This window comes from Serratia symbiotica, from assembly GCF_000821185.2.
Lineage (GTDB): Bacteria > Pseudomonadota > Gammaproteobacteria > Enterobacterales > Enterobacteriaceae > Serratia > Serratia symbiotica.
In genome coordinates this window covers 1,546,843-1,568,612 of sequence record NZ_CP050855.1, presented here as the reverse complement: position 1 = coordinate 1,568,612, position 21,770 = coordinate 1,546,843, and the positions used below count along the sequence as shown (strand labels likewise).

The 21,770-nt window shown below is 51.3% G+C and carries 18 protein-coding genes, 1 tRNA gene and 4 pseudogenes; 15 read left to right on the top strand and 8 right to left on the bottom strand.

Translation table 11 applies throughout. The features are described 5' to 3' along the window. Positions 1 to 160 precede the first annotated feature (160 nt). Positions 161 to 613: a conjugal transfer protein TraD gene (gene traD, locus SYMBAF_RS07850; RefSeq protein WP_052447807.1), complete on the top strand. Its 453-nt coding sequence runs from the start codon at positions 161 to 163 to the stop codon at positions 611 to 613. Positions 614 to 1,243: 630 nt separating this feature from the next. Here traD and SYMBAF_RS07845 read toward each other — a convergent pair. The 5 genes and pseudogenes from SYMBAF_RS07845 to SYMBAF_RS18380 form a co-directional block, all read right to left on the bottom strand. Then, positions 1,244 to 1,420 carry a hypothetical protein gene (locus SYMBAF_RS07845; RefSeq protein ID WP_160289806.1) on the bottom strand — a complete coding sequence of 59 codons (177 nt, stop codon included), beginning with the start codon at positions 1,418 to 1,420 and terminating at the stop codon, positions 1,244 to 1,246. A gap of 164 nt (positions 1,421 to 1,584) precedes the next feature. Continuing rightward, positions 1,585 to 2,835 carry a tyrosine-type recombinase/integrase gene (locus tag SYMBAF_RS07840; RefSeq protein WP_040265574.1) on the bottom strand — a complete coding sequence of 417 codons (1,251 nt, stop codon included), beginning with the start codon at positions 2,833 to 2,835 and terminating at the stop codon, positions 1,585 to 1,587. A 179-nt stretch (positions 2,836 to 3,014) separates the two neighbouring features. Then, positions 3,015 to 3,090, bottom strand: a tRNA-Asn gene (locus tag SYMBAF_RS07835). Between the two features lie 398 nt (positions 3,091 to 3,488). After that, positions 3,489 to 4,520, bottom strand: a complete 1,032-nt coding sequence (gene apbE, locus SYMBAF_RS07830; RefSeq protein ID WP_040265576.1) for an FAD:protein FMN transferase ApbE — start codon at positions 4,518 to 4,520, stop codon at positions 3,489 to 3,491. A gap of 139 nt (positions 4,521 to 4,659) precedes the next feature. After that, a pseudogene (locus SYMBAF_RS18380) lies at positions 4,660 to 4,878 on the bottom strand (EamA family transporter); the annotation flags it as partial. A gap of 1,026 nt (positions 4,879 to 5,904) precedes the next feature. Between SYMBAF_RS18380 and pdxB the strand changes: the two are divergent. The 11 genes from pdxB to SYMBAF_RS07770 all read left to right on the top strand — a co-directional run bounded on the left by pdxB (position 5,905) and on the right by SYMBAF_RS07770 (position 17,464). Next, positions 5,905 to 7,026, top strand: coding sequence for a 4-phosphoerythronate dehydrogenase PdxB (gene pdxB, locus SYMBAF_RS07820; RefSeq protein WP_040265580.1), 1,122 nt, complete (start codon positions 5,905 to 5,907; stop codon positions 7,024 to 7,026). A gap of 90 nt (positions 7,027 to 7,116) precedes the next feature. After that, positions 7,117 to 8,285, top strand: a protein-coding gene (locus SYMBAF_RS07815) for an IS3 family transposase (RefSeq protein WP_152609001.1) whose coding sequence is annotated in 2 segments (ribosomal slippage) — positions 7,117 to 7,366 and positions 7,366 to 8,285 — 1,170 coding nt in all. Because the reading frame shifts where the segments join, the coding sequence is not laid out codon by codon here. Between the two features lie 343 nt (positions 8,286 to 8,628). Then, a complete protein-coding gene (locus tag SYMBAF_RS07810; RefSeq protein ID WP_040265582.1) occupies positions 8,629 to 9,639 on the top strand; it encodes an aspartate-semialdehyde dehydrogenase in 1,011 nt (336 codons plus the stop codon). Further along, a complete protein-coding gene (gene truA / locus SYMBAF_RS07805) occupies positions 9,639 to 10,460 on the top strand; it encodes a tRNA pseudouridine(38-40) synthase TruA (RefSeq protein ID WP_040265584.1) in 822 nt (273 codons plus the stop codon). Before SYMBAF_RS07810 ends, truA begins: the two co-directional genes overlap by 1 nt. A 75-nt stretch (positions 10,461 to 10,535) precedes the next feature. Beyond that, positions 10,536 to 11,183, top strand: coding sequence for a DedA family protein (locus tag SYMBAF_RS07800; protein ID WP_040265586.1), 648 nt, complete (start codon positions 10,536 to 10,538; stop codon positions 11,181 to 11,183). Between the two features lie 168 nt (positions 11,184 to 11,351). Beyond that, entirely contained in the window at positions 11,352 to 12,260 is a 909-nt protein-coding gene (gene accD, locus SYMBAF_RS07795; protein ID WP_006709637.1) for an acetyl-CoA carboxylase, carboxyltransferase subunit beta, read from the top strand. A gap of 81 nt (positions 12,261 to 12,341) precedes the next feature. Next, positions 12,342 to 13,607 carry a bifunctional tetrahydrofolate synthase/dihydrofolate synthase gene (gene folC, locus SYMBAF_RS07790; RefSeq protein WP_040265587.1) on the top strand — a complete coding sequence of 422 codons (1,266 nt, stop codon included), beginning with the start codon at positions 12,342 to 12,344 and terminating at the stop codon, positions 13,605 to 13,607. Further along, positions 13,608 to 14,246 (top strand): cell division protein DedD, encoded by a 639-nt coding sequence (gene dedD, locus SYMBAF_RS07785; RefSeq protein ID WP_040265589.1) that lies wholly within the window; start codon positions 13,608 to 13,610, stop codon positions 14,244 to 14,246. Between the two features lie 485 nt (positions 14,247 to 14,731). Then, a complete protein-coding gene (gene cvpA / locus SYMBAF_RS07780) occupies positions 14,732 to 15,232 on the top strand; it encodes a colicin V production protein (protein WP_040265592.1) in 501 nt (166 codons plus the stop codon). Between the two features lie 21 nt (positions 15,233 to 15,253). Further along, positions 15,254 to 16,771, top strand: a complete 1,518-nt coding sequence (gene purF, locus SYMBAF_RS07775) for an amidophosphoribosyltransferase (RefSeq protein ID WP_040265593.1) — start codon at positions 15,254 to 15,256, stop codon at positions 16,769 to 16,771. Positions 16,772 to 16,891: 120 nt separating this feature from the next. Then, the gene (locus SYMBAF_RS07770) at positions 16,892 to 17,464 is read left to right on the top strand and encodes a UbiX family flavin prenyltransferase (RefSeq protein WP_006709632.1); all 573 of its coding nucleotides are present in this window, start codon (positions 16,892 to 16,894) and stop codon (positions 17,462 to 17,464) included. A 45-nt stretch (positions 17,465 to 17,509) separates the two neighbouring features. Here SYMBAF_RS07770 and folX read toward each other — a convergent pair whose 3' ends face one another. Next, complete coding sequence (gene folX / locus SYMBAF_RS07765) at positions 17,510 to 17,881, bottom strand: dihydroneopterin triphosphate 2'-epimerase (protein ID WP_040265594.1); 372 nt, start codon at positions 17,879 to 17,881, stop codon at positions 17,510 to 17,512. 126 nt (positions 17,882 to 18,007) lie between these two features. Beyond that, on the bottom strand, positions 18,008 to 18,637 hold the full coding sequence (gene yfcG / locus SYMBAF_RS07760) for a GSH-dependent disulfide bond oxidoreductase (RefSeq protein ID WP_040265595.1): 630 nt from the start codon (positions 18,635 to 18,637) through the stop codon (positions 18,008 to 18,010). Positions 18,638 to 19,066: 429 nt separating this feature from the next. Here yfcG and yfcD point away from each other — a divergent pair, with 429 nt between their 5' ends. The 3 genes and pseudogenes from yfcD to SYMBAF_RS17665 form a co-directional block, all read left to right on the top strand. Beyond that, entirely contained in the window at positions 19,067 to 19,624 is a 558-nt protein-coding gene (gene yfcD / locus SYMBAF_RS07755) for an NUDIX hydrolase YfcD (protein ID WP_040265597.1), read from the top strand. 86 nt (positions 19,625 to 19,710) lie between these two features. Next, positions 19,711 to 20,009 (top strand): annotated as a pseudogene (locus SYMBAF_RS17670) (thiamine pyrophosphate-dependent enzyme); the annotation flags it as partial. Continuing rightward, positions 19,999 to 20,326 (top strand): annotated as a pseudogene (locus SYMBAF_RS17665) (transketolase family protein); the annotation flags it as partial. The pseudogenes SYMBAF_RS17670 and SYMBAF_RS17665, both read left to right, overlap by 11 nt. 35 nt (positions 20,327 to 20,361) lie before the next feature. Here SYMBAF_RS17665 and SYMBAF_RS07745 read toward each other — a convergent pair. Then, positions 20,362 to 21,680: pseudogene (locus tag SYMBAF_RS07745) on the bottom strand (IS4 family transposase). Positions 21,681 to 21,770 lie beyond the last annotated feature (90 nt).

Below are 21,770 nucleotides of genomic sequence, written 5' to 3'. Positions count from 1 at the left end.
AAATAATGAAAATACCCAAAAGAGTGAGTAGCCCTCTGCGTGAAGGCTTAAAATATCAAAAAACCTTGGAAGCCCTGATGTCTGGATTCAAAAATCAATGAAAGGCAATTTTATTTTTTGATCTGTCAGGAATGAAAAACCAAAAAAACAGGAGATAATTATGGAAAGAAAAGATTTACGTCAACTATTAGCATCAGCACAACAGGAACTGAACAGATTGACCACAAAAGAAAAGGCACTGAGCCGTAAAGAGAAAACGCACAGGAAAATTGTGCTGGGAGGTGAGGTTGCAAAGTATCTTGGGCTGGACGTTGATCAGGATATGTTGGTGGGTTTTCTTATTACTTGTGCCGGGCTGACAGAAGAACAACGCAAAAGGTTCATAAGTAACGGGGCCAGAGCCAGAGAAAATGAAAATATGAAAAAAGAGCAGAAAAATAAAATTTCAACAGTAAAAAGTAAACGAGAGAAACAGCAAGTCGGAACAGTAGATCCTGAATTAAAAAATGATGATTCAATACAAGGAAATAAGGAAACGGAAAATGGACTGAATCTGCGTTACCAGAGCCGTTTTTCTTCCATGCTGGGAAAGGCAATAGACAAAGAAAAATAATATTATCTTCTGATAAACGCTGAGCAGTCGAAAACTTGTTTTCCGCTGTGAAGGGTTGAGCAAGCCAGATGGCGCGGTAGAAATTAGTTAATCATTTAATGTGGATATTATAAATGTATATGTTATTAAAGTATTATGTAATCTGCTTTAAAGTATATAATGGGGCTGTTATATGCCTTGCCATTTCTTTTAGAAATATAACGGTTTTACTATGAAGCAGGGAAGAGTGTGGAGAAATGGGTTCAATCACCTGACGGTAAACCACTCAAAAATCTAAGTCTGATCAATAAAAGTCTGCGTTGTGCTGGTAGAACAGAATATATACAGAAAAGCGACTTCCCTGATGACATTTTAAATTATATTCTTAAGTTTTTATCAAGAAAATGATTTTCAATAACGTTTATCTCGGCGGCGCCTGATTTTTCTCCAAAATTGAAATTGGGCTTACTGTATCTGAAAGCAAGTACTAAAACAGTATTTTTATCAACGAAAGAACAAATAAATGAAAAATTATTTAAATGAATTACAAAGGGGGTTTTAATAATACCCCCTATATCTGACAGCTTTGTTTTGAAAAGCAGTAAGGATTTTTTCGATATCAGGCTTAGTATTCTTTTAATTCCTCCATTATTAGAAATAATTAGCATTAAGCGACATTTCCCTTTCTTTGTTATAGTTTTCTCTTAATTTATCATTGTGTGCAATCCATTCTTCAACTGACATTGCATTTTTCTTGATTTTGTCAATATCTAAGGAATCAATTATCCTTTGGCTTTTTAATAAATCATGTTCAGATAATTCGCTCATAAAAACCCCCAATATTTTTATATAGCTTCATTATCACATAAAAGAGCGGGAAGTCAAGTCTCGTTACCACTGGCATCGAATTGTGTTCAATGTTCTTTTCATTACCTGGTAAACTGCCCGTATAATAAGCAGATACGGGCGAAGGCGACCCCGGCTTCGGACATTTAATGCTTCCGTGCAAACTCAAACGGCCTGACCATACCTTCCCGGTTAGCATCCAGAAAATCAGCCCACCATTGCAGCATAAGCCTGCGCTCATCCAGATGTTCGGCCTGATGGATGTAAGCAGCGCGTACATTATTCCGTTCCTGATGGCTCATCTGCCGTTCCACAGCGTCTTTTGACCATAAACCTGACTCAATAAGTGAACTGCATGCCATTGTGCGAAAACCATGACCGCAGACCTCTTTCTGCGTGTCGTAGCCCATAGTGCGTAGTGCTTTGTTGACCGTGTTTTCACTCATGGGTTTGTCGGCATAGTGGTCGCCGATAAAAATGAAATCATGGTCGCCACTGATTTCCTGTATTTCTTTCAGGATGGTAATGGCCTGCCTGCTAAGTGGAACCAGGTGCGGGGTTTTCATTTTGGCTCCACGATGTGCGTTTTTTACGCCCGGTAGTGCTGTACGCTCACCTGGTATCGTCCATAACGATTTTTTAAAATCAATTTCAGACCAGTGTGCGAAACGTAGTTCGCTGGAACGAATAAAGGTCAGCAGGGTAAGTTTCACAGCCAGCCGGGTAAGTAATCGTCCACGGTAACCGTCAATACGTTCTAAAAACTCGTGGTATCGTTCAAAGGGCAGGGCGGGACGGTGAGCGCGTTTACCTGTGGTAATCGCACCTGACATTTCCTGAGCAGGATTGTAATCAAGAATGCCCTGTTGAACGGCGTAACGCATAATGGCGGTGGTACGCTGTTGAAGACGCACAGCCACTTCATTAAAACCCTTATCCTCAACCGCTTTTATCGGCACCAACAGGTCGCGGGTTTTTAGTTCTGCGATATGGCGATTGCCGATTACCGGAAAAAGATAGGTTTCCAGCGTACGCAGAATTTTTCCTTTGTATTCTTCTGACCATTTTTTATTGCCCGCATGCCATTGTCTGGCGACCGATTCAAACGAATAAATGCCGCTGTTTTCCCGTTTGTCGTCCTGCTTCTTCATAACAGGGTCGCTTCCTTTCGCCAGCAGCTTTTTTGCTTCGTCACGGCGTTGCCTTGCATCAGATAAAGAGATGGCAGGATAAACGCCAAGTGCCAGAGTTTTTTGCTTACCGCCAAAACGGTACTGCATGCGCCAGTATTTTGAGCCGTTGGGGTGTATGAGCAGATACATACCGAGGCCGTCCGTAAGTTTGACGGCTTTCACGGAAGGCTTTGTATTTCTTATTTTTATATCAGTAAGCGCCACAGGTCAGCCCTCCGTCTGATGGTACAAAACAGATCGAACCGGATATACCAGCAAATGTACCATGAAATGAGGGTGGATGGTGCCGTACTTTATCGGACGTGGTGGAACGTGGGGGAAAGGATAACTGCCTGACTGAAAAGCGGAAGGCAGACGTTAGGAAACGTCTGCTGACCTGAATATGGCTCCTCTGACTGGACTCGAACCAGTGACATACGGATTAACAGTCCGCCGTTCTACCGACTGAACTACAGAGGAATCGTGTGAACGGGGCGCATCATATCCAGCTGCCCTAGGAGTGTCAACGCTAAATTGACCATTTCGGTTCGATTGCTCGCTATCTGAGCAATGCACGGCGTATCCCAATGCCAGCGCATTACCCCACTGGGTTAGGCGTGCGAGGTGGTTTGGCGTAGAACTGTTTTCCACGGCCATTTAAATCATCGGGTTGCTATCGTCACATGAATATGACACCTAGGTAACGAAAAAATGCTTAACCCACTGATCAACAGTGCTCTCGTTGAGGAAACGAGATTTTATAGTGGCATTGTAGAGTGAAAGTTCATCGTTGATGATGGCCTGTGCAAGCTTTCATCCAGAAATCAGGTGCATATATTCTCCTTTTTTCCAGTTCAGTTTACGCTGAGCTTTTTATCTTATTGCACCAGAAATGCCTTGAACTGCGGCGTCATCACCGTACTAAAACCATCGTTAGTTTTGCTGATCAGATATGCCGCTAGCCCTTTTTCTTGCGCTAACTGTAACGCTTTTTCTGTGTCCAGCACCATCAGCCCAGTATCCCAGCCATCAGCTTCCAGCGCGGTGGAAGCGATCACCGTGGCGGACACTAGCCGATGTTGAATTGGCTTGCCGGTGCTTGGATCGATGATATGCGAATAGTGCTGGCCATCTAGCTCAAAATAGTTGCGATAGCTGCCAGCTGTGCTGATGCTGTAGCCCTGTAAATCGACCAGCGCTTGCACGGCATTCTCACGATCGGTTGGTTTCTGGATTGCCACTCGCCAGGGTTTGCCCTGACTGTTAACGCCGTGTGCAGATACCGCGCCGCCTACCGAAACCAGATAGTTGGTGATGCCGTTGCGCGTCATCAGCCGCACCAGTTCATCGGTGCCATAGCCTTCGCCCAACGTCGAGAGATCGACATACATACCAGGCAGGTCTTTCTGTAACCATTCTCCCCGGCTGTCACTGAACAGATTCAGGTGCTGTAACCCTACCTTCTTCTGCGCCGCTGCTATTTGCTGCTGGGTTGGCACCTTGACCGGGCGTTTGTCCGGCCCAAAGCCCCACAGGTTCACCAACGGGCCAATGGTAATGTCCATGGCACCCCCGGTATCCTGGCCAATGCGCTGAGCCATCAGTATGATATTTGCCATACCGCGCGGAATGGCTTGTGGGTTAGTACTGCGGGAATGATTAAAACGAGACAGCACCGAATCGGCACGATAGGTGGAAATATCGTCGTTGGCCTGTTCTAGTAGCGTATCGATTTGGTGCTGCAACTGCTCTTTGCTGATGGCGATATCACCGCTCACCTTAACGCTATAAAAGGTACCCATGGTTTTGCCGTTGATGTCGATCTGCGGGCGGGATTGCGGTTTGTTGCAGGCGGAAAGCAAGGTGATTACGCTACTCAGCAGTAACCCTTTGGTGAAAGTGTTAGTCATAAAACATCCTTTGGTGCTGTAAAAAGGTGCTACAGATAAAGCAATGCGCGGCAAATGAAAAGTGGGTAAAGGAAAAATAGCATTTTTTTGGCCTGGGCGAGGAGCGATTGGTGGAGCACAGCAGCTTGCGGGCGCATTTTCAACGGTTGTCCTGATCCTTGCAGAATGCCCCCCCGGTGGTGGGTATTTTTGCGCGCTGGCCCCACGAGGTGGGTAGGCATTGGGATAAAATCACGCCGAGCAGGGTGATATCGCCGCCTAACAGATGGTAGCTGTGTAATTGTTCATGCAGGAACAGTACGGCGATGATGGCAGTGAACACCGGTGTTAAGTTCATAAAGATCGCGGCGGTATTAGCCCATTGACACGCACCGCCTGTCGGTTGCCGATCACCCCCGGCAATACAAAGGGTGTCAGGATGATTAGCGCCAGTAGCTAGCGGTAGAAGGAGATGGCTGCTGGATCGATGGTAGTGACGGCAAGTTTGTTGACTATGGCACTGATTGACCAGATCAGCACTGCTAGCAACGGGAACAGTATACTCATGATAATTATTATCAATAAGGTCTAATTAGCCACATAGCCACATAGCCACATAGCCACAATGGGGCCCAACTAATGTGGGTGAAAGCCGGGTTGATTGTGCTACGCATCGGTTTCAGCGTTTTCTGGCACCGCCAGATTTGTTCTATTGACAATTTATGCTTCTCACAGATTAATATTTAGGTTAGTTATCCATTTGTATGGATCTCCTAATCAATGACCCACAATAATTGAAAGGATGTTATATAAAAGCAATCTATCTATTCTATAAAAGAAGCTCCTAATAACAGATTGTGCCATTTGTTATTTCTCCAATGAGAGAAGGGTGATAAGAACTGCTATGCAGGGAACTCTAATGATAAGTAACGGTATCTTATTTAAGGTTTTTAACCATGAGTGATGAATTATATCTATTCGTTTAAAAAGGAATAGATATTGGTGGAAATAGATTCTTTGCTAGAAATATCACCTAATCCGCCGCAATAACGATAAGCTCCTCCACCAGAGAAAACTAAAAAAATCCTCAATGCCATAAATGTGGGAAGAGAATAATTTACATCGTTTAATTTGAACTTTCCTTGTCATGCCCTTCATTCCTCAAAGATATGCCAATTACCTGGCTGATATTACGTCTCCGCTTGACTATTATCCAGTATGATTAAATGATCTTAATCAAAAAATGTAAAAATAATATTACCTCAATCCCCTATCCAGCAAAATTACCTGCCATCGTCCGAGGACAAGTTTTTGGTACTGACGCTCCCCCTAAGTGCTTCCGCCGGGCATGATTCAGTGGCACACTATTTCACAGATAAGTTGCGGTAAAGCGTCGGAGAACGCAGTGAAAATTCTGGTTGATGAAAATATGCCCTATTCGGCTGAGCTGTTCAGTCGCCTGGGCGATGTACAGGTGGTGCCAGGTCGCCCGATCCCGCGTGATGTGCTGGCGGACGCCAAGGCACTGATGGTGCGTTCGGTTACCCAGGTGAATGCGGAATTGCTGGCTGGTAGCCGCGTTGGTTTTGTCGGCACCGCCACCGCTGGCACCGACCACATTGATGAGGCTTGGCTTCAGCAGCAAGGCATCGGTTTTTCCGCCGCACCAGGCTGTAATGCTATCGCGGTGGTCGAGTATGTGTTTTCCGCTTTACTGGTGCTTGCTGAACGTGATGGTTTCCAACTGCGTGATAAAACCATCGGTATCGTCGGCGTGGGTAACGTTGGCTCGCGTCTGGATGCGCGGTTGAAAGCATTGGGCGCGCGTACGCTATTGTGTGATCCACCGCGCGCAGCGCGCGGTGACGTGGGGGAGTTTTGGCCGCTGGAGAAGCTGGTGGCAGAAGCCGATGTCCTGTCCTTCCATACGCCGCTTAATAAGTCTGGCCCTTATACCTCATGGCATCTGGCTGATGCCGATCTGCTAGCAGCACTACCGGACAACCGTATTCTGATCAATGCCTGCCGTGGCGCGGTGGTCGACAACGCAGCGCTGTTGCAGGCATTGGAAAAAGGCAAAAAGCTGAGCACGGTGCTGGACGTCTGGGATCCGGAGCCGGATCTTTCCCTGCCGTTGCTGGCACAGGTGGACATCGGCACCGCGCATATCGCGGGCTATACCCTGGAGGGCAAAGCGCGCGGCACCACGCAAGTATTTGAGGCCTACAGCTGTTATCTTGGGCAGCCACAGCAGATTGCATTGGCCTCACTGCTGCCGATAGCAGAATTCAGCCATATCCAACTCAATGGGGTGTTGGATGAAGGCAAATTAAAACGATTGATTCACTTGGTGTATGATGTGCGCCGTGATGATGCGCTGCTGCGCAATGTCGCGGGGCTGATGGGTGAGTTTGATCGCCTGCGCAAATACTATCAGGAGCGCCGCGAATGGTCTTCGCTGCGCGTTCAGTGCCATGACAGTGCCAGCGCGGAGTTGCTGCTTGAGCTGGGTTTCAACGTCCTGTAAATATTCCGTAAGGTTGTCTGTAGTGGCACACTGAATTTGGCCACCTGAACAGAGGTGATATGCTCACCTCAGGACATTACAGGTGCTTCAATGAAAAAAAGAAATTTCAGTGCAGAGTTCAAACGCGAATCCGCTCAACTGGTCGTTGACCAGAACTACACCGTGGCAGATGCAGCCAGTGCTATGGATGTCGGCCTTTCCACAATGACGCGATGGGTGAAGCAGTTGCGTGATGAGCGGCAGGGAAAAATACCTAAAGCCTCTCCCATTACTCCTGAACAAATTGAAATACGTGAGCTGAGGAAAAAAATACAACGTATTGAAATGGAAAACGAAATATTAAAAAAGGCTACCGCGCTCTTGATGTCAGACTCCCTGAACAGTTCTCGATAATCGGGAAACTCAGAGCGCATTATCCGGTGGTCACACTCTGCCACGTGTTCGGGGTTCATCGCAGCAGCTACAAATACTGGAAAAACCGTCCTGAAAAACCAGATGGCAGACGAGCTGTATTACGCAGCCAGGTACTGGAACTGCATAGCGTCAGCCATGGCTCTGCTGGCGCAAGGAGTATCGCAACTATGGCAACCATGAAGGGCTTCAGGATGGGACGATGGCTCGCCGGCAGGCTCATGAAAGAGCTGGGGCTGGTCAGTTGTCAACAGCCCACTCATCGGTATAAATGCGGTGGCCTTGAACACATCGCTATCCCGAATCACCTTGAGCGGCAGTTCGCAGTGACAGAGCCTAATCAGGTGTGGTGTGGCGATGTGACCTATATCTGGACAGGCAGGCGCTGGGCCTACCTCGCCGTTGTTCTCGACCTGTTCGCGAGAAAACCGGTGGGCTGGGCAATGTCGTTCTCACCGGACAGCAGGCTGACCATCAAAGCGCTGGAGATGGCGTGGGAGGCCCGGGGAAAACCAGCCGGAGTGATGTTCCACAGCGATCAGGGCAGCCATTACACAAGCAGACAGTTCCGGCAGTCACTGTGGAGGTATCGGATCAGACAGAGTATGAGTCGGCGTGGAAACTGCTGGGATAATAGCCCAATGGAGCGCTTCTTCAGGAGTCTGAAGAACGAATGGGTACCGGTGACGGGTTACATAAACTTCAGCGATGCAGCCCACGCAATAACGGACTATATCGTTGGGTATTACAGCGCGCTCAGGCCGCATGAATATAACGGTGGGTTACCACCAAACGAATCGGAAAACCGATACTGGAAAAACTCTAACGCGGTGGCCAGTTTTAGTTGACCACTACAGTCTTATGTTATCGCCGCTATGGTAGGCTGTGTCCGGCCCTTGCCCGTGAGCGCCGTTGGGGGGCTGTTGAATACGTAGCAAGGCGTGGGTTGCGAGGTTTGCTGCGCCAAATAAACGGTGCGTCAAATGGCCCCAGCTCTACTGGCCGCGCCCCAAAAGTCGCTATTCTGCGTTGTCGGGCTTGAACTCCCCCCTCCGCTTGATTACCCGCTTTTGGGGCAACCAGGGGGCCACAATCAATAGCCGGACACAGCCAAGAGTCAGCGGCAAAGATTATCGGGCGGTGGCAACACGACTCATTTGCTTTTAAATGCAATACTCAGGAGAAAACCCAATGTCTGACGGCTGGAATATCGCTCTGCTTGGCGCTACTGGCGCGGTGGGGGAAGCGTTGTTGGAATTGTTGCAGGAACGCCAGTTTCCAGTAGGTGAGCTTCATCCCTTGGCAAGTGTTGGTGGCGCCGGTGCGACCGTGCGCTTCAACGGTAAGTCCATTCTGGTGCAAAACGTGGAGAAGTTCGATTGGTCGCAGGCACAGCTAGCGTTCTTTGTCGCCGGTAGCGAAGCCTCGGCCCGCTATGCGCAAGAGGCTGCCAATATGGGCTGTCTGGTGATCGACACCAGCGGCCTGTTCGCTTTGGAGCCGGACGTACCGCTGGTGGTACCGGGCGTCAACCCGCAGGTGCTGGCCGAATATCGTAACCGCAATATCGTTGCCATCGCTGATAGCATGGTCAGTCAATTGCTGACGGCGATCACACCACTAACCGAACAAGCGGGGATTTCGCGCCTACACGTGATGACATTGATGTCGGCCTCGGCGCACGGCAAAGTGGCAGTGGATGATCTGGCTGCTCAGAGCGCGCGTTTGCTTAACGGTATTCCGGCTGAACCTGGCGTGTTCGCCAAACAATTGGCATTTAACCTGTTGCCGCTCCTGGCTGATGAACAAGGCAGCGTGCGCGAAGAACGCTTAATCGTCGATCAGGTGCGCAAAGTGTTGCGGGACGTGGGGTTGCCGATCTCGGTGAGCTGCGTTCAGTCGCCGGTATTTTACGGCCATGCGCAGGTGGTGCATCTGGAAGCCTTACGCCCAATTTCCGCAGAAGAAGCGCGCAGTGAGTTGGAGCAGGCCGAAGACATTCAACTGAGCGAGGAAGAGGATTATCCGACTCAAGTGACCGAAGCATCCGGCAGCGATGCGTTAAGTATTGGTTGCCTGCGTAACGATTACGGTATTCCGGCGCTGTTACAATTCTGGTCGGTAGCGGACAATGTGCGTTTCGGCGGGGCGTTGATGGCTATCGAAACCGCAGAACGTCTGGTGCAGGAGCAGATGTACTGATGTCTGAGGTTGCTTTGCCCGTCCAACCGACACAAAAGATTGCGCTGGGCATTGAATATGACGGCAGCCGTTATTACGGCTGGCAGCAGCAACGGGAAGTGGCTAGTGTGCAGGGCTGCCTGGAACAGGCGTTGAGCAAGGTCGCGGATGCACCGATCAACGTGTTGTGCGCCGGGCGTACTGACGCTGGGGTACACGCTACCGGGCAGGTGGTGCATTTTGAAACCAGCGCACGGCGCAAGGACGCCGCTTGGTCTATGGGAGTGAACACCCATCTACCGCCGGATATTGCTGTGCGCTGGGTAAGCGCTGTCGCCGACGATTTTCATGCGCGTTTCAGCGCTATCGCACGCCGCTATCGCTATATCATCTACAATCATCGTAACCGTCCGGCAGTATTGCAGCAAGGAGTGACCCATTTTTACCATCCATTGGACGCCGTTCGGATGCATCGCGCTGCGCAGGCGCTGCTGGGTGAGAACGATTTTACTTCGTTTCGCGCCGCGCAATGCCAATCGCGCACGCCGTGGCGCAAGGTAAAACATGTCAAGGTCACGCGCCAAGGCGAATATATTGTGGTGGATATCAAGGCCAATGCCTTCGTGCATCATATGGTGCGCAATATTGTCGGCAGCCTGATGGAAATTGGTTGCGGCAAGCGGAATGAGAACTGGCTGGCTGAGCTGTTGGCGTTGAGGGATCGTAATCTGGCGGCAGCGACGGCACGAGCCGAAGGTCTATATTTGGTCTCAGTCGATTATCCTGAGCATTTTGCTCTCCCACGATCGCCGCTGGGGCCGCTGTTTTTACCTGACGATTAAACGCTGGCGTGTTTGAATCTATTGTTCCCTACGCTTGCTGCTGGGGGAAGGTCACCGGCGTTAAAGAGAGAACTGATGGATATCATCAAATTTATTATTGATTTTATTCTGCATATTGATGCCCACTTGGTCGAATTAGTCGCACAGTACGGCATATGGGTCTACGCTATTTTGTTCTTGATCCTGTTTTGCGAAACTGGCTTGGTGGTGACGCCTTTCCTGCCGGGGGATTCTCTGCTGTTTGTTGCCGGCGCGCTGGCGGCATTACCGACCAATGATCTCAATGTGCACACCATGGTGGTGCTGATGGTAGCGGCGGCGATTATTGGCGATGCGGTCAATTATACCCTCGGCCGACTGTTTGGTGAAAAACTGTTCAGCTACCCAGACTCGAAGATTTTCCGTCGCAGCTATCTGGATAAAACGCATCGATTTTATGAGAAATACGGTGGGAAAATGATTATCTTAGCGCGATTCGTGCCGATCGTACGTACTTTTGCACCGTTCGTCGCTGGTATGGGGCATATGTCCTACCGCCACTTTGCTGTCTATAACGTCGTGGGCGCACTGGTTTGGGTATTGCTGTTCACTTATGCTGGCTATTTTTTCGGCGGTTTGCCCGTGGTGCAGGAAAACCTGAAACTGTTGATCATGGCTATCATCATTATTTCAATTCTACCGGGTATCATTGAGATCTGGCGGGCTACCCGCCAGCAAAAGTAAAAACATCGCCTAGCTTTTCGGTTCGACCAGTTTTTTATCCACAGTGTTGAGCTGATATGGTTTAATGAGCGACATTTATGGTCTGTTCTTGTGCACAATCCTGAGGCTTCTTCGGGGGGACATGAACAGCGGACTGGCGTTTGCCAGGTTCAAGCAGAAAGGTTATCGATGAGCTGGATTGAACGAATTCTTAACAAAAGCAATATTACACAAACCCGTAAAGCGAGCATTCCTGAAGGGGTCTGGACCAAATGCGATAGCTGCGGCCAGGTTCTCTATCGCGCCGAGCTTGAGCGTAATCTGGAAGTGTGCCCTAAGTGTGACCACCACATGCGCATGACATCGCGTATGCGTCTGCACACCCTGCTGGATAAAGGCAGCGAAGTGGAATTGGGCGGCGAACTGGAGCCGAATGACATTCTGAAGTTCAAAGATTCTAAAAAGTACAAAGATCGTTTGGTCGCTGCGCAGAAAGCGACTGGTGAAAAAGATGCATTAGTGGTGATGAAAGGCACGTTGTACGGTATGCCGATCGTGGCCGCTGCTTTTGAATTTGCCTTTATCGGTGGTTCTATGTCGTCCGTGGTTGGTGCACGTTTTGTGCGAGCAGCCGAGCAAGCACTGGAAGACCACTGCCCGCTGGTCTGCTTTTCCGCCAGCGGTGGTGCGCGCATGCAGGAAGCACTGATGTCGCTGATGCAGATGGCGAAAACTAGCGCGGCGCTGGCCAAAATACAGGAACGTGGTCTACCTTACATCTCCGTGCTGACTGATCCGACGATGGGGGGGGTTTCTGCCAGTCTGGCGATGCTGGGCGACATCAACATCGCCGAGCCGAAGGCGCTGATCGGCTTCGCTGGCCCACGCGTTATCGAGCAAACAGTGCGTGAAAAACTACCGCCTGGTTTCCAGCGCAGCGAATTTTTGATCGAAAAAGGCGCGATTGACATGATCGTTCGTCGGCCAGAAATGCGCCGAACCCTGGCCAGCATTCTTTCCAAGCTGACCAACCAACCGCAGCCACATTTTGATGAGGAAGCGCTGGTCATCGCCCAGGAAAATCAGGCCGACGCCTGAGGTGCAGGCAGAGACCCCGCACGGGTGCAGGCCAGTGTGGGGGGCCTGAGAATTAATGAACCAAGTCCAGCGATGGCACTCATGCAAAACCACCCAATTCCCCAAGCCACATCGCCATTGAACGAGTGGCTTTACTATCTGGAACATCTGCACAGCCAGGCGATCGAACTCGGCTTGGAACGTGTGCAACGCGTTGCGGCGCATCTTGAGTTATTGACCCCCGCAGCAACGGTATTCACCGTTGCTGGCACCAATGGCAAGGGTACCACCTGTCGCACGCTAGAAGCCATGCTGTTGGCCGCTGGCCTACGTGTTGGCGTTTACAGTTCGCCGCATCTGGTGCGCTATACCGAGCGGGTACGCATCCAGGGTGAAGAACTGAACGAGGCGGAATTTAGCCACTCCTTTGCTGCTATTGAGAACGGCCGTGGCGAAACCTCACTGACCTATTTTGAATTTGGTACTCTGTCTGCATTGCATCTGTTTAAGCAGGCACGGCTGGATGTGGTGATCCTGGAGGTTGGTTTGGGTGGGCGCTTGGACGCCACTAATATCGTTGAGCCGAGCGTGGCGGTGATCACCAGCATTGCGTTGGATCATACCGATTGGTTGGGCAACGACCGGGAAAGTATCGGCAGCGAGAAGGCGGGCATTTTCCGTAGTGGCAAACCGGCCGTGGTGGGCGAAGCGGACATGCCAGCGAGTCTCCAGCAGGTGGCCGAAGCACTGGGCGCACCGCTTTACCGCAACGGGGTGGCCTGGAGTTATAGTGAACAAGGCGAGCACTGGCAGTGGCAAGGTGGTGAAACGCTGCTGGCTGGTTTGCCGATGCCGAATGTGCCGCTGGTCAATGCCGCTAGCGCACTGGCGGCGCTGAGCTATTCCTCGCTGGACATCGACCATCGGGCAATCCATGCCGGGCTACAGCAGGCGATGCTGCCTGGCCGTTTTCAACTTGTGTGCCAAGAGCCGAGACTGATCCTTGATGTGGCGCATAACCCGCACGCTGCCAGCTATCTGGCTGGACGTCTGGCGAAGCTGCCGCGCAACGGCGGCAAGGTGCGTGCTGTGGTCGCCATGCTGTCGGACAAAGACATCGCCGGCACGTTGGCCTGCCTGCGCGCGCAGGTGGATGAATGGTATTGTGCGCCGCTTGACGAGCCGCGCGGTGCTCGCGCTGAATTGCTGGCACAGCATTTGATGCAACCGCGCCAGTTTATCGATGTTGAAACCGCTTGGCGGCAGGCTATGCAGGATGCTGATAAACAAGATATTGTTATCGTCTGTGGATCGTTCCATACCGTGGCACAGGTGATGGTGGCATTAGACGAGAGGCGAGGAGTGTGAGTGGCAAGTAAATTTCAGAACCGACTGGTTGGCACCGTAATTCTGGTCGCGCTGGGGGTCATCATCCTGCCAGGGCTGTTGGACGGCAAAAAAAAACATTATGAGGATGAGTTCGCGGCGATCCCATTGGTGCCGAAGCCGGGAGACGTGGAAGAAAACACCATGCTGCCGCCAGTCACTCAGCCGTTGCTCGCGCCGCCAACAGTGGGGGCAGAGGCTTTAGTTGAACATCAGCTAGCCCCTGAGGTGGCGGTTCAGCAGGCGGGGCACCAAAACACGCCACCGCCGGTGCATAAGCCCATGCCCCTGCCGACACCGGTCGATGTGAAACCTGACCTAATGCCGAAACCTAAACCTGCTCCTGTGCAGAAATCGGTGAAAGAGCAGGCCCCGGTTGGACAAGCTTATGTTGTGCAACTCGGGGCGCTGAAAAATGCTGCCAGGGTGGACGAGATCGTCGCTTCGCTGCGTTTGTCTGGTTATCGCGTCTTTACCGTGCCATCGACACCGGTTCAGGGGCAACTCACGCGCATTTACGTTGGCCCAGATGCCTCGAAGCAAAAGCTACAGTCTTCTTTGTCGGCGCTGAATGCCATCAGCGGGTTAAGTGGGCAGGTGAAGCCGTATAGCGTGCGTTAGGCGATGTCCCGCCATTGCCCGTGAGCACCGCTGACGGTCATTTGAAGGCGGCCTCAGTGATAGGGTGAAAGACGCTGAGGGCGTGAAAGGCGTGATGGCTGACATGAAAGAGCTTGATATTGTCGAAACCCTAAAAGATGAGCGTATCAATATGCCCGCTCTCTAACGAGTTGGTTTTGGCAGGCGAAGTGGAAGCGTCCGCCGAGAAGTTGCATGGTGATCGAGCGGGTCGTGGTTTATCAGTATTCTCTATAATGCGGTGCGAGAACACGCCCTTATTGACTATTTTTATTTATAACGTGGTGGGAAATTCCCTACGAAAACGTTTTCTTTTTCTGTTAGAATTCGCCGCAAATTGGATGCGCCTGGTAAATTTCAAGTTGCCTCAAAGTAGTCACTGAGCAGTTCCCTGGGGCGGGGAGTAAGTTGAGGGCTGCCGCTAGAAAGATAAAGGGAGCAAGGGCGATTCATCATTGGGATAGTTCATGGTCTGGATTGATTACGTCATTATAGCGCTGATTGGATTTTCGGCTCTGGTGAGCCTGATCCGAGGGTTTGTTCGCGAAGCATTGTCACTGTTGACATGGGGATGTGCGTTTTTCGTTGCCAGCCATTTCTACTCTTACCTTGCGGTTTACTTCACTCGTTTTGAAGATGCACTGGTGCGAAACGGTATCGCGATCGTCATTTTGTTTATCGCGACGCTGATCATTGGTGCAATGGGTAACTATGTGATTAGCTCTCTGGTAGAGAAAACCGGGTTATCAGGTACTGACCGGGTGTTGGGCATCTGTTTCGGTGCACTGCGTGGCGTGCTGATCGTTGCAGCGATCCTGTTCTTCCTGGATACCTTTACCGGCTTATCGCAAAGCACAGATTGGAAACAGTCGCAGCTTATCCCCCAATTTAGTTATATCATCAGGTGGTTCTTTGACTACTTGCAAAGCACGTCGAGTTTCTTACCGGCCCATTTACCGGGGCGGTAGCGGCTTAGAGGAAAAAACAGCATGTGCGGTATTGTCGGTATTGCCGGTTTTACACCGGTTAACCAGTCGATTTATGATGCGCTGACGGTGCTCCAGCACCGTGGTCAAGATGCCGCAGGCATCGTCACCATTGATGCCCAAAACGGGTTCCGTCTGCGTAAAGCAAACGGTTTGGTGAAAGATGTGTTCGAGGCACGTCATATGCAGCGTTTGCAGGGCAACATGGGTATTGGTCATGTGCGTTACCCAACGGCTGGCAGCTCCAGTGCCTCGGAGGCTCAACCTTTCTACGTGAACTCGCCGTTCGGCATTACGCTGGCACACAATGGCAACCTGACTAATGCCCATGAACTGCGTCATAAGTTGTTTGAGGGGGGCCGCCGCCACGTCAACACTACCTCCGATTCTGAGATCCTGCTGAACGTGCTTGCCAGCGAGCTGGATCATTTCACGCATTATCCTTTGGGGGCCGACAACATTTTCAGCGCTGTGGCCACCATGCATCAGCAACTGCGCGGCGCTTATGCCTGTGTGGCGATGATCATCGGCCACGGTTTGTTGGCGTTTCGCGACCCGAACGGCATCCGTCCGCTAGTGCTGGGCAAACGCCAGCTTGAAGACGGTTGTAACGAGTATATGGTGGCTTCTGAAAGCGTGGCGCTCGATACGCTGGGTTTTGAATTTCTGCGCGATGTGGCACCGGGTGAAGCCGTCTACATCACCGAGAAAGGTCAATTGTTCACCCGTCAGTGCGCGGAGAACCCGAAAACCCATCCATGCCTGTTTGAGTATGTCTATTTCGCCCGTCCTGACTCCTTTATGGACAAAATTTCGGTCTACAGCGCCCGCGTACGTATGGGGCAAAAGCTGGGCGAGAAAATCGCCCGTGAGTGGGAAGATCTGGACATTGACGTGGTGATCCCGATCCCGGAAACGTCTTGCGACATCGCGCTGGAGATTGCCCGCATCCTGGACAAACCATATCGCCAGGGTTTCGTAAAAAACCGCTATGTAGGACGCACCTTCATCATGCCGGGCCAGCAGGTTCGTCGCCAGTCAGTGCGCCGTAAGCTAAACGCCAACCGCGCCGAGTTCCGTGATAAAAACGTGCTGCTGGTGGATGACTCTATCGTGCGCGGCACCACCTCAGAGCAGATCGTCGAGATGGCGCGCGATGCCGGTGCCAAGCGGGTGTACTTGGCCTCCGCCGCGCCAGAAATCCGCTTCCCCAATGTCTACGGCATTGACATGCCGAGCGCGAACGAACTGATCGCCCATGGCCGTGAAGTGGATGAAATCCGCCAGATCATTGGTGCTGACGGTTTGATCTTCCAAAATTTGGCTGATCTAATTGAAGCGGTGCGTGACGAGAACCCGGATATCGCCCAGTTCGAATGCTCGGTGTTCGATGGCATCTATGTCACCAAAGATGTTGACCAGAGCTATCTGGAGTATTTGGCGTCGCTACGCAACGACGATGCTAAAGCGCTATGTGGGCAGAGCGAAGCGGAAAATCTGGAAATCCATAACGAAGGCTAAGTGCTATCTTGGTGCACTGCGGCGTTCGTCGCGGTGCATTGCCCTTCTCTGGCTTGCTTATCCCTCGCCATTGCGGCAAAGTTTGACTGAGCTTATATTTCCAAGGCAGAGGTCTACTTTATGAAACGACTTATCATCGGTATTTCCGGTGCCAGCGGCGCGATCTACGGCGTGCGCCTGTTGCAGGCATTACATGATGTCGCGGAAGTGGAAACCCATTTGGTGATAAGTAATGCGGCGCGACAGACACTGGCGCTGGAAACCTCGCTGAGCTTGCGTGAAGTACAGGCGCTGGCTGATGTGGTGCACGATGCACGCGACATCGCCGCCAGTATCTCCTCCGGTTCGTTCAAAACGCTGGGCATGGTGATTTTGCCCTGCTCGATCAAAACCCTGTCTGGTATCGTCAACAGCTATAGCGATGGCCTGCTAATCCGCGCCGCCGATGTGATATTGAAAGAACGCCGACCGTTGGTGTTATGTGTGCGGGAAACACCGCTGCACCTTGGTCACCTGCGCTTGATGATTCAGGCGGCGGAAATGGGCGTGGTGATTATGCCGCCGGTGCCAGCGTTTTACCACTTGCCGAAAAGCGTGGATGACATTATTGATCAGACCGTCAATCGGGTTATCGATCAGTTTGACATTGCATTGCCAGTAGATCTGTTTACCCGCTGGCAAGACCCCAACTAGCAGAGTTATCGGCAAATTGGCCTATGGTTGCCCCACGGCGTGGCGTCACTTCTGGCGGTGGCTCATGGTTATTGAAACCGAATCGGCGTAGCGCAGAGCCAGTAATTTATCTATCTCTACTTCCGCATAGGTTACCCAAGCATGTTCTTTGACGATATTGAGCACATCCTGAGTTAATTTTTCCAGCAAGGCGAAGCGGTTATCTTCAACATGGCGAATGATCGCCTTGGTGATGGTGCGGTAGTTGAGCGTGTCGTTAATATTTTCGCTGTTACGTGCTTTGTCCGCCGCGTAGTGGATCACCACGTTGATCAAGATGTCCTGACGGTTATTGATTTCTTCATCCTTAATACCGATGAAAGTACGCAACCTAAGATTTTTAATACGAATGATTGCATCGGGTTGACTAAATGACATCAGAGAATTTCCACAGGTCTTATTATTGGTGCTCAGCATACACGGAAAATGGAGAATAAGGTTATGTTGTATCCCGCAATTCTACGTGAACGCGGCTGGCGGTTAATTACGGGATCCAGCCTGGGGTTAACTTTGTTCGTCCAGTTTGTAGGCACGCTCGGTTGCTGGCCGTTTGCTGATGCGCTCGAACCAATTGCGTACCGTTGGGTAATCCGCCAAATTGATGCGTTGACGTAGGTGCGGCACCACCCAGGGATAGGTAGCGATGTCGGCGATGCTATAGTTGTCGCCGCCTAAGTAGGGATGTTTTTGCAGTTCGGCTTCCAACACGCTGTACAGCCGCTTGGTTTCCAGATGGTAGCGCTCGATAGCGTATGGTACGGGCTGCGGTGCGTAATGGTTGAAGTGGTGGTTTTGCCCAAGCATCGGCCCGAAGCCCGCCACCTGCCAAAACAGCCACTGTAGCGTGGCGGCGCGCTCGCGCAGCCCTTTGCTTAGCAACTTGCCGGTTTTCTCCGCCAGGTACAATAGGATCTCGCCGGATTCGAACAGGCTCATGGGTGCACCGCCATCTACCGGTTGTCGATCGACGATCGCCGGGATTTTGTTGTTGGGTGAAATGCTCAGAAAGTCCGGTTTGAATTGGTCGCCAGCGCTGATGTTTATCCGGTGGATACGGTAGGGTAAGCCCACTTCCTCCAGAAATAGAGTGATCTTGTAGCCATTGGGAGTTGGCGCGTAATACAGGTCGATCATGTTGCCTCCAGCGGTAAGGTGATCTGTCATTCATTACACGTTGTTGCGGTTTTCGCCGTGCATAAAGTTATTTCAGAAATTCAACTAAAGCGCCATCAACAATAGCAATTAAGAATAGCAGGCTGTGTGAGATTTGTCTGATGCTATGGCGCGCCAGCCTGGAACACATTCTCTACAGGCGCAAGGGGCAGATCTTGGGCTAGGAGCCTAATGGGATAGGTTCTAAGTTTGCTGATGCGGGCAAGGCAATAAGGTTGATATTCACTGTGGCCGATAGATTATCTGCTTGCCGAACATTTGAAGGTGGTCAAAGGGTTGCAGAGGGGATGTCAACGCACTAATTTATACACAATAAAAATCTTTGAAAAGCACGCATTGATTAACCAGCGCGCCGGATGCACCGCGCATAAAAATAGAAGGTTTTAGAGGATGGCAGAACAGGTTCAGGCTGCAAATACCGAGTGGGTTGATATCGTCGACGAGCAAAACGAGGTGATTGCTCAATCCAGTCGTCAACAGATGAGGACTCAACGGCTGCGCCATCGCGCTACTTATATTGTGGTGCATAATGGTATGGGAAAAATCCTGGTGCAGCATCGCACCGATATCAAGGACGTCTATCCAGGTTGCTTGGATGCCACTGCTGGTGGTGTAGTACAGAGCGGTGAAAATGTGCTGGATTCAGCGCGCCGCGAAGCGGAGGAAGAGCTAGGTATTGCTGGCGTACCCTTCGCCGAGCACGGTCTGTTTTACTTTGAAGAACAGCAGTGCCGAGTATGGGGTGCGCTGTTCAGTTGCGTATCGCACGGGCCTTTTGCGTTGCAGGAAGAAGAAGTGGCTGAAGTGAGCTGGCTGACGCCGGAAGAGATCACTGCCCGTTGCGACGAGTTCACGCCGGATTCGCTGAAGGCGTTGTCGCTGTGGCTGACGCGCAACAACGAACAGGGCTATGGCAAACCACGACACGATGTAGATAAAAACGCCTGACTTCGCGTGATGCTGAATATAAAAAGCCGATCAATGACCTAATAGAGCCAGTCCATAATTTTATTTCACTGCCTGCGTATTAAGGCCTGAATAACTTGACGCTGTTTATCGATGACAACGAGCAGCAACTGGATGGCCTGTTGGACGACGTGATCAAATCGTTTGACCTGCCCGGCAAGTTCCACGCCTTCGGCTTTGAGGCATAGACTATCCAAGGGTAACGACATCGCCGCATTGCGCGATGCGGTTTCGCCGATGCGCAGCGGCGAGCAGCGGCCATTGGTGGTCATTCTCGACAGCATCAAGAGGCAGGGCGTGGCCTATCAGGGAAAACCTGCAGAACTTGCATCACCTGTGCCTGACGCCGGAGATGCGGTGGGAAATTCCCCATCGGCAAGGGCAACCTGCTGCGCGATGGGAGCGACATCACGCTGATCGCCAATGGCATTATGGTGGCCGATGCGCTGAAGGCGCAGATGCTGGGGCAGCACCCACGAGAACTACAACATCCATTAACCGGTTGGGATAGGCAGTGGTCGAGGTGCTGGCGGAGGAATGCCCAGTACCGATGTGCTGGGTGTGTGGGGAGGGGGGGGGAGTTACGGCCAGGTGGCTACCTAGGTATTACTGCAACAGGAATACGGCCTGATCGCCGAGCATATTCTGGACGCTGCCAACCCACTGCTGCGCCGAGCGGGCTGAATAAGGAAAACGCCGGTCAGTGACCGTAATGCTTGTCAGTTAAGCTTTTGAGGACGCCGCAACGGGTAACGTTGCGGCTTCTTTTTTACCGCTCTTGGATAATGTCTTTGCCGTCGGGCTGGCAGGACGAAGCTTTCAGCCATCGCCAGGATTTCATTCATCACTTTCGGCACCTTTCCCGGAGCCACCGCTGGCAGTATGCTCAGTTGCGCTGTTAGATACAGTGCAGCCTGTTTAAACCCTATCTGGTAAGGCTCCACGTTTTTCAGGCTGTAAGCCATCTGTGCCATCATGAACCTCAGCAGGTTATAAGCCAGCACTACACCCCAGAGTTCCTGTCTTATTAGCTCTGGCTTTCTGCTTCTCAGCGTCAGTTCATTTTGCAACAGATGCTGTTTCATTTCTCTGAAGCCCTGCTCGATTTCCCAACGCTGCCCGTACAGGTCAACGATATCAGCTTTAGGGTAACGTAACGGATCGCACATTGACGTCAGGATCTGTATTGTTTTTCCGTTGATTTCTTTACTTATCAACCTCGCCGTCAGTGTTTGAGGCGCATCTTTCCATTTCTTACGGGCCTGAGGGGGTAAGCTGAGTTCGACCAGTTCATGTCCTGCACCCAGCTTCTCGCGCACCTGATACTGCGCGCCTTTGCGCAGTGGGATCATCCAGTGTTTTTCTGTTCCTGATGACCACCAGTGGTGAAGCAACCCGAGTGCATAGAAGCCTTTATCCAGTATCGTCAGTGAGTGGTCCTGCGTCTGCCCGGCCAATTGAGCGGCAAGGTCAACTTCGCTGGTTTCTGACACGCTGCCAAAGCTCACACCGGATAACAGATGACTGGTCACTTCCATCTGACAGACCATACGCAGCTGTGGCCAGTCGGACTGGGCATACTCATTAGCTGTTCGTCCAAAAGCAGCATCATTTTCCGGCGTGTCCGGTGTTCTCCACAGAGTGCCGTCTACAGCCATCAATGTCAGACCGTTCCAGTGGGATAACGGTGTTTTCTCGAACCAGAGTTGGCGTGTTTTCTCGAAAACCAGTCTAACCACATCTTCCCCGAGCCGCTGACGGGCTTGTACCACGGCGCTGGGTGCGACAAAAGGACGCTACCCGGCAGCATAATATCGAGATGTGAAACCAACTGATTCATGGAAAATGAGCGGAACAAGGACATACCGGCGACAGCCCAGACCATCATCTCCATGGGGAGACGGCGCTTGCGAAGCGTCACGACCCCGGTATCAGCCAGGCACTCATCGATAAGCTCAGGTGAGAGCAAATCAGACAGTGCAGCAAACTCTTTAGGAGAGAATTTAAGAACGGCATCAAGCGCCTGACTCAGTAACATAAAAAAATCCGTAATCTCAGGGAGATTACGGATTTTCACACAGAGGTAGGATCGTTCAAGTGATCCTTAACTGATCGGCATTACGGTCAG